This window comes from Psychrobacillus sp. NPDC058041, assembly GCF_042885655.1.
Lineage (GTDB): Bacteria > Bacillota > Bacilli > Bacillales_A > Planococcaceae > Psychrobacillus.
The window spans coordinates 108,674-120,818 of the sequence record NZ_JBHVRO010000002.1 but is presented as its reverse complement, the minus strand read 5'-3'; the positions used below and the strand labels follow the sequence as shown (position 1 = coordinate 120,818).

Sequence of the window (12,145 nt, the reverse complement as noted above, 5' to 3'; positions counted from 1 at the left end):
ATACAAAGCAAGATCTTTATTTTATAGGAAAAATTGGGCAAAAAGACGCCTGTTCCTTTTAAGAAGAGTAATTTAGAAATGCCGTTGATTTCCGCCATAGCGGACGCTTTTCACGGGCATGGCTTTCAATCTCCTTGTCACTGCGTTGAGGGCAATGAAAAAGTGTCATTCTAATAATTTGCATATAAATTATTAATAGCTACTTCCCGGATTTAGCGCTTTGGCATTCGCTTTCCGCGGGGCGAGCGACGAGCCTCCTCCTTCGCTTCGCTTCGTGCGGGGTCTCGTCTGTCTCGCTATTCCCGCAGGAGTCTCATGCCGCCGCACTAAACCCTTTTATAGGAAATAAAAATGACCTGCGAGCCATCATCTGATTCTACTCACTCAGAAGTCTCCGCTTCCACTTCAAACAACTTGTGCACTACTGGAGATGGATAGATTGGTGAGAAGAGATAGAAAACAACTGTTAAAAAGGAAATAGCTTCCGATGTATACACAGAAAAAGCCTCTCCGCTTCTTTATACGTGGATACTACCTATTTTTTCTCCGTTTCCGCTTGCTTTGATAAACAAAAGAAAGTTACAGTTCATTAATTGGACGAAGTATATCCTTTCCTTTTTAGGAATGTTAATTGGAGTGGAAGGAGGCGACTCCTAGGAGGTTTACTTGCCCCCTGGAAATGTCCGCCTGGGGCGGAGATCAACCTGTACATGGCATAAAAAATTATGCTGTAAAAAAACTGAAGTCAAACTCAGTTTTATCGAGTTTGACTTCAGTCTGAGATAACTAGGCTTTGAAGGCATAGTTATCTTTATATATTTTATAATTGATATATTTTCGTATATTTTTCTTCTAAATAATCAGCAAGGTAATTGCCGTTTAGACCTTCCCCTGTCGCATCTTTTAATATTTCAAGAGGTTTTTTCACTGCTCCATATTGATGAATATTTTGTGTAAGCCAATTTTTTATTGGAGATAAATCTCCTTTTTCAAATAGCTCATCAAAGTTTGGAATATCTTTTAACATTGCAGCTTTTAACTGAGACGCGTACATATATCCTAAAGCATAAGATGGGAAATAACCAAAACTTGCCCCTGCCCAGTGAACATCTTGTAGAATTCCTTCTGCATTAGTCTCTGGTCGAACACCAAGATATTCCTCATACTTTGCATTCCAAATCTCTGGTAATTCTTCTACTTTTAAATCTCCATTGAATAAACCCTTTTCAATTTCATAACGAATCATTATATGAAGTGCATAAGTTAGCTCGTCAGCTTCTATTCGAATTAAAGAAGGCTTCACTTCATTAATTGCGCGTAAAAAGTCTTCCATTGAAACGTTTTCAAATTGCTCAGGAGAAAAACTTTGTAATTTCTCATAGTTTTGTTCCCAAAACTTCGGATTTCGTCCTACAAAGTTTTCATAAAACAATGACTGAGATTCATGAATTCCCATAGAAGCTCCGCCAGATAAAGGAGTTCCTGTTAGCTCTTCACCTACATTTTGTTCGTAAAGTGCATGACCACATTCATGAATTGTTCCAAATACGGCAGAACGGAAATCTGATTCATCATATTTTGTTGTAATTCGAACGTCTCCACGATTTAAACCAGTAGCAAAAGGATGAACTGTTTCATCTAGTCTACCAGCATCGAAATCATAGCCTAATTGTTTTAGTATATCTAAACTGAATGCTTCTTGTTGCTTTTTATCAAAATGTTTGAATAAGAAATCTGTTTTTGGTTGGTTTGGTGAATCCGAAATTTTCTTCAATAGAGGAACAATACGATTTCTTAAGTCACCAAATACAGAGTCCAATATTTCCGTAGTAATTCCAGGTTCATATTGATCTAAAAGGACATTGTACGGATTACCATCCTTAACTCCCCAAAATTCAACGAATTTCTTTAACGTTTCAACCATTTCTGTTAAATAAGGTTTGAACATATCCCAATCATTTTTAGATTTAGCTTCTTCCCAAACAGATTCGGACTTTGACTGAAGAATTACAAATTTTTTATATTCATCAGCTGGGATTTTTTTACTTAATTCATATTCTTTTTTTACTTCTTCAAATACACGTTTAGTTACTGTATCTGCAGAATCAATCGTAGGTTCTAACTCATCTAATAATTGTTTTAAATCATCTGATGTAGATAGATTAAAAACATCTGTTGCAAGAACACCTACAACTTCAGAACGTTGATCTATGCCTTTTTTCGGTGCACCAGTGCGCATATCCCAGTATAAAACCCCTAGTGCTTCCCTGTATGCACCCATCTTTTTTACAAAGTCTAGAAACTGCTGTTCAATTGTCAAAATTATTTCCCCCTTTTTCCATCCATTTTAGCTTACCATAAGTTTATTAGCGCTGAATAGATGTAGGCAAAATATTCACAAAACGATTTTCTGTTTTAGCCTCTTCATCATTTATCAGAATATGAATTTCTCCAAAATCATTTGAAGTTCTTATAAGCCTTCCTATCCCTTGTTGAAGCCTTAATAACATGAAGGGTAAATCAACTTCCTCATATGGGTCATTTGAAAACTTACGCTTTGCATCAAATAATGGGTCAACAGGTGGGAATGGTAAATCAAATATAATGACTCTCGTTAATGCTTTTTCTGGTAAATCTAGTCCTTCCCATAAATGATAGGAACAAAGAGTAGCAAAGTCTCCATTTTGAAACTCTTTCACAATTGTGGAAAGTTCTCGATCTCCTTCAAACACTATATCCATTGTTGGATCGGTTGAAAATCGGAATTGGTCCATAGCTGCTTTCGATTTAAATAAAATCAGAGTCTGTTGTTTTTCTTCTAACAATTTATGAACTTGGTCCGTTTTCTTTTCTTGCTCCATTTTATTAACATAGATTTTCATCACTTCATCATAATCAAAAGGCGATGCTACAGAAAATGATTGGTATTTTTCAACTCCTAAAGAGTCTGCAATATACGTAAAATCTTTTTGAATAGATAATGTGGCAGAAGAAAAAATAATAGGCATTTTAGAAGAGAATAATTTTTCATCTAATATATCTGTAACTAAACGCGGCATAATGATTAGAGTTTCATGTCCATCAATAATTTCAAGCCATTCTACTCCATCCCCTTTTTCTGTGAATAATCGTAAAGAGAAAGAATATTGTTCTAAAAATTCCTCAACCATTCGAAGTTCATATTCTGGAATAGTAAATAGTTCAGATTCGAAAACAAACTCTTCCAGTAAGTCATCAGTGATTTTTATGGCTTTTTTACATGTTTGAATAAGTAAATCGGATTTTTTTATAGTCATACGCTCACTATCTTGTGATTTACTGTTTTTTCTGATTAAACCAAAAATATCATCATGCGTTTCTTGTAATTGCTCCATTAAATATAATGTTTTTTCTCTAATACCATCGACCATAATTCTTTCCAATAGTCGAACAAGCGTCTCGCTTTGAACTTCATATGTGAGTGCCTTTTGTGCTGCAAATTCCAATAGATGACCTTCATCTAATACTGTCATCGAAACTTCTGGAAGTAATGGTAGTTGTCCTTCTCGAATTCTCGATTCTTTCGTCCAAATATGTTCCATTAAAAACTCATGAGAACAAATGATTAAATCTGACGACTCTCGGTAATTTTGTCTATGAATTGTTTGGCCACATCGATTTCTCATGTCACAAACCATGCATTGTTGAGTAGGATGATAATTCACTTTTTGCCAATCTTCATCACTTACATGAGGAAATTGACTACGCTCCCCATATGGATATATTTGCTGAAGCGAAGAATGTCCATAGACAAAATCAGGAATTAGATCCTCTATTTCCTCTAAGAAATATTCATTGTCTAAATCTTTTTGGGCGTCTTCTAATCGCTTCAAACATAAATACTGATTTCTAGATTTTGCCAAGCGAACGTCAATTTTAATATCTAAGTAATTTTGTATTTTAAATATATCTCCTGCTTCTTTTACCAATTGTTCAATCAATGTCTCGTCTGCACAAGCTATCAATGCAGGTTTTCCAGTATAACGTGCGTATGAAATTGCTGGTAATAAATATGCTATTGTTTTTCCAGTACCTACACCGGCTTCTGCAAACAAAACGTTCTTTTCTTTCAACGCTTTTTCAATTTGATATGCCATAAAAATTTGTTCATCACGGCATTCAAAACCTTTCTCTGGTAACTCATCGTACAAAACATCTCCCATCCAATCACCTAATGATTCGAAGAAAGAACGGTCTTTTGATAATTGAAAAGGTAACGCTTTTTTCATATATTAACTCCTCCAAAATAAAATAAGAACGGAAAGGAGATATTCCCTTCCGTCAGACTGAGACTTTTGTCCTCATCATTTTAAAATTAATCTTCTATTAAGATCGTTTACCCCAGAATTGATAATAATCTGTCCGTATAAATCCATTAAAGAGTTTTCGTTTTTTTGTTGCTCTTTTACCATATAATTGTTCGAAGTTTTCCATTGACGACAACATGTAAACGGACCAAGAAGGATATTTTTCCATTATATATCCTAAGTCACTGATTAATTTCTCGATTTCTTCGACTTCTCCAATTCGTTCACCATATGGAGGATTACCAATCATGACACCATCAGTTAATGTCGTAGAGAAGTCAGTTGCTTGCATTTGTTTAAACTTAATAATATCTGCAAATCCGGATTCAAATGCATTTTTTTCCGCAACTTGAACCATTTTATGATCAATATCAGAACCAATAATTTGTAAATCTTGATCATAATTTGCAAGAGATTCTGCTTCCTCTCTTACATCCTCCCATATTGTCTTAGGCATCCATGACCATGCTTCACTGTGAAAGTCCCTGTTAAATCCAGGTGCAATATTTTGCCCAATCATAGCAGCCTCTATCGCAATTGTTCCAGAACCACAAAATGGATCTACAAAAGGACGATCTGGGTTCCATTTGGAAATTTTCACAAGAGCAGCTGCAAGTGTTTCTTTTAACGGTGCTTCCCCTTGATCTTGGCGATAACCGCGTTTATGAAGGCCAGCCCCGCTGGTATCAATTGTAATGGTGGCTATATCTTTTAAAATACTAATTTCAAGTTTATAAGTAGCACCTGATTCATCCAAAAAACCAATGCGCTTATGGGCTAATTTTAGTCGTTCTACTACAGCCTTTTTTACAATTGCTTGGCAATCTGGAACACTAAATAAAGTAGATTTGACTGATTTCCCTTGAACAGGAAATGCAGCATCTACAGGTAGAAACTTTTCCCATTGTACTGCTTTTGTTTTTTCAAAAAGCTGATCAAAAGTCTTAACAGGAAACTGAGCTGCCACTATTTTTACACGGTCGGCTACTCGTAACCATATATTAGCTCTAGCTATTGCTCTCTCATCACCTTCAAAATAGACTTTTCCATTTTCCGTTGTTGTCTCATATCCTAATGCTTTGACTTCATCTGCAACGATCGATTCTAACCCCATTGCTGAAGTTGCTACTAATTTAAATTTTGTCATAGTACATTCCTTTCTTCCTTATGAATTTCCCATAGTTCAAAGAAATCCAATAGCTCATTACTAGGAATTGGTCTGCTATAATAATATCCTTGGATAATATCACAATCCATTTCTTTTAAAAGCTTTACCTGATCCTTTGTTTCTACACCTTCTGCTACAACTTTAATATGTAATCGATGTGCCATCATAATTATGCAATCTACAATAGCTTGTTTATCTTTTAATGATGTTATTTGCTTTACAAAGCTACTATCAATTTTCAAATAATTAAGCGGAAATCGATTTAAGTAAGCTAATGAAGAATAACCAGTACCAAAATCATCAACAGAAATTTTAAAACCCATTTTCTTTAATTTGATTAGTTTTTCGACAATTCCCTCTGCATCGTTCATAATTGTCCGTTCCGTCAGCTCTAATTCCAATTGATTTGGACTACAATTATATTGCATAAGGATTGCATTTATTCTTTCAATAAAGTCTTCTTGTTGAAAGTGTAAAGATGCAATGTTCACTGAAACTAAAAGATTATGCATCCCTTTATTTCGCCATTCAATAATATCCAAGCAAACTTTTTCTATAATCACTTCACTCAATGGAATGATTAGCCCTGTCTCTTCAGCGTAAGGGATAAATTCTCCTGGAGATACAGCCCCCAATTTATCATTTTGCCATCTTACTAATGCCTCTACACCAATAATTTCCTGTTTCTCTATTGAAATTTTCGGTTGATAATAAATATGGAATTCCTTTTTCTGAATAGCTTTTCTAAGTTCTGATTCAAGAAACAGTAATCTTTTAGAATCACGCTTTAATTCTTCAAAATAAAATGCATATTGGTTTCGGCCATTTTGCTTGGCAAAATACATAGCTTTATCTGCTTTATGTATTAGTTTTTCAGCACTTATACCATCTTGCGGATAAATACTAATTCCTATACTAGATGTTATATATATTTCATCTCCATTTATATAAAAAGGCTTGTTTAACATCTTTATTATTGTTTTTGCGTAATTAGCAGCTTCTTTTTGATGTTGAATATTACTTAATGTTAATAAAAACTCATCTCCACCATATCTTGCAAAGTAATCTTTTTCATGAACAATTGAATTAATTCGATTAGCAACTTCGGTCAAAATCAAATCTCCTGTATCGTTACCAACAGATTCATTTAACTGTTTGAACCGATCTAAATCAATGAATAATACAGCATGTATATTATCGAATTGTTTAGAACTATTAATAAGATCACTTAAGGATTCATTAAAGGAATTTCGATTTGCAATATTTGTTAAATGATCCGTAAAAGTAAGCTCTTCTATTTCTTTTTCTACAGTTTTTTTATGAGATATATCTGAGAAAACTCCAAGATAGTTCGTAACTTCACCTTGATCATTTAAAATATTTGCGATAGAGAGGTGTTCTGGATAAATTTCTCCGTTTTTCCTTCTGTTCCAAATCTCACCACGCCATACACCATTTGATTTTATTGCATCCCACATTTTTGTATAAAATTCTGGATCTTGTTTTCCAGATTGTAAAATTCGTGGATTTTTCCCTCGAACCTCTTCTAACGAATAACCAGTAACCATTTCAAAGGAAGAGTTAACAAGTGAAATGTTCATCAGATGGTCTGTAATCATTATGCCTTCAGTAGTTGAATGAAAAACTTCGTCCACTAATTTATTTGGATACAAATAAAATTGATCTGGTGGTTGCTTTTTTTTCATCACAGTATACCTACTTTCACGAATGATTAAGAAAATAATTACATTCCCTCACTATGTATTTTATATTTAAAGATATTTATTATATAAGAATAGAAAAGCTCTCCTAGAATGGAGAGCTTTTTAATCATTTAATTTTAGCCACTCATACATTCAATAAGCCATGTTTTGTCTCTACGGTACTCAAACGGTGCTTTACCTCGTACGATGTAGATGGCAATCATCTATCTACAGAATTTCTTCTGTTCTTCTATCCGTTCAATTCCTTCAAGAAAATGCCCCTACCATAATTTGGGTTTCTCACTCGTGGGGTTTACCTCGTTCCACCTGTAAAGTTTCCAATACAGCTTCGTCACTGTGGCACTTTCAGAGATTTTCAGCCATATCCTAATGGACTTAGGCCTTCATCCCGCCGTCAGCTAATCTAGCTGCCTTAGTTTATCTTTTCACTAAGCACGAACACTACATTCATCGCAGAATTGTGTGAGCATGGACTTTCCTCTACAATGTCTAGCATTGCAGCGATTGCCCGAATATATAAGTGGTATTACTATTATAAACGATGTTTGGACTAGTTACAATGCCAATGAATTAATATAATTATTCGTACAATTTACTTCCAAAAACATGTTTTTCTAAATGAGACAATCTTTTTAATATATCGAAATTAGTTGCCCCTGTTTGTGGAGCTTGTGGAACTCTTTTAGGAACATCTGCTAATTCATCTCTTAATTGTTTGTTTTCTAATTGAAGTTGGGAAATTTGTTTCTCAAATGCCTCATAATCTTGAATAATATCATCTAAAAAGATATCAACTTCTTCTTGGTTATAACCTCTTAATCCTGTTTTAAATTCTTTCTCTAGGATATCTGAAGCTTTTAATTTCATTTCCATATTATATCTTCCTTCCATCTGCAATTCGCTAACAGTATTATAGCATAACCATGTCGATTAATGGAGTATTTTAAGGCAATACAACGCGCTTTTTGTTAACTTGTGCGCTTTCCCGGGAAATATTTAATTTCCTAGTTATTCTCACTTTTCTTTTTTGAATATCTTGCTTTAGCCTTAATAGCTTTAAAGGTGACAATTCACTTACGATTTTCTCCATATAGACTGTGCATTGTAATGTTATTTCCAAAGCTAATTCATAATTTTTCTTTTGATGTTCATATAATTTCGCCAATTCAATATAAACTTTCACTCGATATTTCCCGTCTATTTCCTTTAATGACATTTGAAATGCTTGAATGCTTTCATCAAATAATTGGTTTCTTTTTAAATGTAAGCCTACATAATAATAAGCTAAGCAAGCATCTTTATTGGAAAAGTGATTAACTACAAATTGAAACCACTCGAAACTTGCTTCCTTTGTTTTTAAATCTTTAAACCACTTTCCAATATTCGTATATGTTAGGGCAGATTCCGTAGCTTCTTCTTCTTTTAATAGGTCCACCGACAATATATACAAAGTAATCAAGGAAAGAATATCCCATTCATTATGTTTAAGGACTTTCATTAAGTTAGTTGGATTTCCACTCTTGACTGCATCAAAATAAATAATAGGAGCTAGATGACCAGGGATATCATCTTTTCTTACGAAACCTAACTTCTGTTCTTCCACTTGTTTCAACTTGAATCTCTCCAGTTCACCTTTCCAAATTCTTTTGGAGGAGTGCATTAAGTCAATTTGTTCATGTTGAATTAGTTTTGGTAGTATGTTTCGGTTCATCGTCCAACGAGTTTGTAATTGCGGAAGATCAAAACTTTTTCCGTTATACGTAATAATAGTTTGTACATCTTTCCAAAAATCTGAGGCATATAAAAATGCAGCTTCATGACTAGGATCTGCAAGTACAAATTGACTTAACAGAAAACCTTGATCTACTTTTTTTAATAGTCCATTTAAAAAAATGAGTACACCTGTCCCTTTTAAACCAGTAGTTTCAGTATCATAAAAAGTAAAAGAGTAATTTGAATCTATTGTGAGTGGATGATTTGGATAGTTTTTGTGCATATAAGCTATCGCACTTGAAAGTTTGCTGAGTGCAATATTTCCATGTATATGCTGTTCCGAGTAAAAGGTTTCTTTTACAAAAAATAATCCGTGTTCATTTTGAATTAACTTTAATCCTGCATTCATCCATGCATTCGTATAAAATGGAACCTCATTGCTCGGTTCTATTTCTTTTGGTTGCTCTTTTATAATGTTCTTTTTTACAAGACCCTTCATTTGCATAAGTTTTTTTTCATATGACATTATTAGTTACCTGTAGATAGTAAAGTAATTTCAATACTTCTATTTTCAAATTAAACGATGCATCCTGTGCACCTATACAAGCAGGACATCCATTTGCACATGAACAATTTTCCACTTGCTTCGTTACTTTTGGAACTAATTCATTCCATAAATCAAACATTCTTTCCGATAAACCGATACCACCTGGATAACTATCATATATATAAAAAGTTGGTTTTTCCTTATTTATAGATTTTACTTGAGGGACAACATGAATGTCCTTTGCATCACAATGAATGAACAACGGTATAAAAGAATGCAATGCATAAGCAACCCCTGTCATAGCATCCGATAGCAAAGTTTCTGTCCAATCTTCTGGTTTCTTGAAGCTAAACCATGTAGAAGAAGTATGCAATTCTATAGGAGGTAATTGAATTTTTCCTGATCCAATATTATCGTGCGTATCAAATTTAATTTTTTTAAATATGGTTGGTTGTGCCAGCACTATAATATCTCCAAAATGCAATGTTCCAAAATTAGCTTCTTTTTCTTTATCCTCACTCAACACCTTTAACTCTATAGCAATATTGGCATCTGTAAAATAATCTACATCTACTTCTCTTACAAATGCTTTCTTTTCGTCCCAATCTAGTATTTCCACTTGGAATTGGGTTCCTTGATGTAGATAAATTGCTTCTTCATGAAGAAGAGTCATTGCACTATACTGGTCCATCTCACCAATTACTCGTGTTTTTGCTGGTATTGACTGATCAATAATAACGACGTTTTCCTGAGAGGCAGATCGCAAACTAATATTGCTTGCAGGGAAACTTTCTGACATCCAATGCCATTTCTCTGCTGTTTTTAATAATACGCCTTCCTCTTCTAAGAAAGATAATAAATCCTGCACATTAAATTCAGCATATAAATCCATAGCAGTGAATGGTAACTCAAAGGCAGCGCACTTTAAGTGATCCATTAAAATAATCATATTATCAGGGTGGATTCTCACTTCTTCTGGAGATTGGCCTAAAAAGTATTCTGGATGGTTCACAACATATTGATCAAGTGCTGTAGACTGTGCAACATATATTATTAGAGCTTCGTCTTGTCTTCTCCCTGCTCTACCCGCTTGTTGCCATGCACTAGCAATATTTCCAGGGTAACCAGTCATAATGCAGGCTTGTAATTGCCCTATATCTACACCTAACTCAAGTGCATTGGTACTTACAACAGTTCGAATGACTCCTTCTCTTAAACCTTTTTCAATTGTCCTTCTTTCAGATGGTAAATAGCCGCCTCTATAACCACGAATTGATTGATCGTTTATCTTTTTACTTACCATTGCTTGTAAATAGGTAACAAGCATTTCTACTCGAACTCTGCTTTTAGCAAATACAATTGTTTGGATCCCATTAACATATAACTCCTGCGCTAAATCTCTTACCTCTAATATTGCACTCCTTCTCACATTAAAAACAGGATGAATTATTGGGGGATTATAAAAGACAAAATGTTTTCTACCGGCAGGTGCACCATTATCATCGATTAATGTATGCGATGTATTTGTTAATGATTCCGCAAGTTCTTTTGGATTTTTAATAGTTGCGGAGGTACAAATAAACTGGGGATGACTACCATAGAAAGCACAAATCCTTTGTAAACGCCTAATAACATGTGCAACATGACTACCAAATACACCTTTATATGTATGAATTTCGTCTATCACTATATACTTTAAATTTTCAAATAAAGACACCCATTTAGTATGGTGAGGAAGTATTCCAGAATGGAGCATATCTGGATTTGTTAAAACAATATGACCTGACTTTCGAATTTTCTGTCTAATTCCAGGCTCTGTATCCCCATCGTAGGTGAAACTTAGAATCTCTTCCTCGCTAGCTTGAATAAGAGCGTTTAAATCACTTTTTTGATCTTGTGCTAATGCTTTTGTTGGGAATAAGTAAATGGCTCGCGAGGTAGGATCGTCTAAAATAGACTGAAGTACTGGAAGATGATAACACAGAGATTTTCCAGAAGCCGTTGGAGTAATTGTTGTATACGATTTTCCAGATAATGCAGTGTCAAAGGCCAATCTTTGATGCATATATAATTTTTTCACTCCGCGGCTAATTAATGCTTTTTGTATTGAAACATGCATTTTATCTGGAAAAGGTGCATATTTTGCCTGTTTTTCTTCTGTTGAATGAACATGTAAAATTCTATTATTTCTATTTCCGTCTATTTTCCAATCATCTAATAATTGTCTGATGCTTTTTTTCTTATGCAAACTCATCACCCACTTCCCTAATAGCTTGTATAATTGTTTCAATTGTATATTTTGATGAGTGAACCGATTTTAAAAATCGCTTCTTACTTGTTCCTTTGTAATAGGATTGAACAATAAATTGCTTCATAGATTCTTCCAAAGAATCCACCTGAGTTGGATGAACATATTTTGGACGTTTCGTCTGTATCCACTTTCGAACAAGTTCTTCCCATTCTTGTAACAATGCATCAATTTGATATGCATGTGGTTTAACGTCATTAAAAAAATCTGGATCTTTATCTATTTCTCTATAAGTTTCAAAACGGATGATACAATCATCACATTCTTTTAATAGCTGCGTACTTAATTTTAATAATGACAAAGTAATCCCTCGCCTTCTAGTAATAGTTTAGCAAATTC

General features: G+C 34.1%; 8 protein-coding genes and 1 other RNA gene. All 9 read right to left on the bottom strand.

The window, feature by feature from the left end; translation table 11 throughout:
• Nucleotides 1–820: 820 nt before the first annotated feature.
• A complete protein-coding gene (locus ACFVR1_RS03115; RefSeq protein ID WP_387580243.1) occupies nucleotides 821–2,320 on the bottom strand; it encodes a carboxypeptidase M32 in 1,500 nt (499 codons plus the stop codon).
• Between the two features lie 46 nt (nucleotides 2,321–2,366).
• Nucleotides 2,367–4,268 carry an ATP-dependent DNA helicase gene (locus ACFVR1_RS03110; RefSeq protein ID WP_387580241.1) on the bottom strand — a complete coding sequence of 634 codons (1,902 nt, stop codon included), beginning with the start codon at nucleotides 4,266–4,268 and terminating at the stop codon, nucleotides 2,367–2,369.
• Between the two features lie 97 nt (nucleotides 4,269–4,365).
• On the bottom strand, nucleotides 4,366–5,493 hold the full coding sequence (locus ACFVR1_RS03105) for a THUMP domain-containing class I SAM-dependent RNA methyltransferase (protein ID WP_387580238.1): 1,128 nt from the start codon (nucleotides 5,491–5,493) through the stop codon (nucleotides 4,366–4,368).
• Complete coding sequence (locus tag ACFVR1_RS03100) at nucleotides 5,490–7,220, bottom strand: putative bifunctional diguanylate cyclase/phosphodiesterase (RefSeq protein WP_387580235.1); 1,731 nt, start codon at nucleotides 7,218–7,220, stop codon at nucleotides 5,490–5,492. Before ACFVR1_RS03100 ends, ACFVR1_RS03105 begins: the two co-directional genes overlap by 4 nt.
• Nucleotides 7,221–7,369: 149 nt before the next feature.
• Nucleotides 7,370–7,754: RNase P RNA component class B (rnpB, locus tag ACFVR1_RS03095), an RNA gene on the bottom strand.
• A 63-nt stretch (nucleotides 7,755–7,817) separates the two neighbouring features.
• On the bottom strand, nucleotides 7,818–8,111 hold the full coding sequence (gene gpsB, locus ACFVR1_RS03090; protein WP_387580233.1) for a cell division regulator GpsB: 294 nt from the start codon (nucleotides 8,109–8,111) through the stop codon (nucleotides 7,818–7,820).
• A gap of 70 nt (nucleotides 8,112–8,181) precedes the next feature.
• Nucleotides 8,182–9,477: a ribonuclease H-like domain-containing protein gene (locus ACFVR1_RS03085; RefSeq protein ID WP_387580231.1), complete on the bottom strand. Its 1,296-nt coding sequence runs from the start codon at nucleotides 9,475–9,477 to the stop codon at nucleotides 8,182–8,184.
• A complete protein-coding gene (locus tag ACFVR1_RS03080; protein ID WP_387580228.1) occupies nucleotides 9,467–11,752 on the bottom strand; it encodes a DEAD/DEAH box helicase in 2,286 nt (761 codons plus the stop codon). The genes ACFVR1_RS03085 and ACFVR1_RS03080 overlap by 11 nt, the downstream gene beginning before the upstream one ends.
• Nucleotides 11,739–12,107, bottom strand: coding sequence for a YppE family protein (locus ACFVR1_RS03075; RefSeq protein WP_387580226.1), 369 nt, complete (start codon nucleotides 12,105–12,107; stop codon nucleotides 11,739–11,741). The genes ACFVR1_RS03080 and ACFVR1_RS03075 overlap by 14 nt, the downstream gene beginning before the upstream one ends.
• Nucleotides 12,108–12,145: the final 38 nt, after the last annotated feature.

What these genes read in the sequence shown, in the direction of transcription:
- ACFVR1_RS03110 (WP_387580241.1), bottom strand. Translation starts at nt 4,268, where the DNA reads ATGAAAAAAGCGTTACCTTTTCAATTATCAAAAGACCGTTCTTTCTTC.
- ACFVR1_RS03105 (WP_387580238.1), bottom strand. Translation starts at nt 5,493, where the DNA reads ATGACAAAATTTAAATTAGTAGCAACTTCAGCAATGGGGTTAGAATCG.
- ACFVR1_RS03100 (WP_387580235.1), bottom strand. Translation starts at nt 7,220, where the DNA reads ATGAAAAAAAAGCAACCACCAGATCAATTTTATTTGTATCCAAATAAA.
- gpsB (WP_387580233.1), bottom strand. Translation starts at nt 8,111, where the DNA reads ATGGAAATGAAATTAAAAGCTTCAGATATCCTAGAGAAAGAATTTAAA.
- ACFVR1_RS03085 (WP_387580231.1), bottom strand. Translation starts at nt 9,477, where the DNA reads ATGTCATATGAAAAAAAACTTATGCAAATGAAGGGTCTTGTAAAAAAG.
- ACFVR1_RS03080 (WP_387580228.1), bottom strand. Translation starts at nt 11,752, where the DNA reads ATGAGTTTGCATAAGAAAAAAAGCATCAGACAATTATTAGATGATTGG.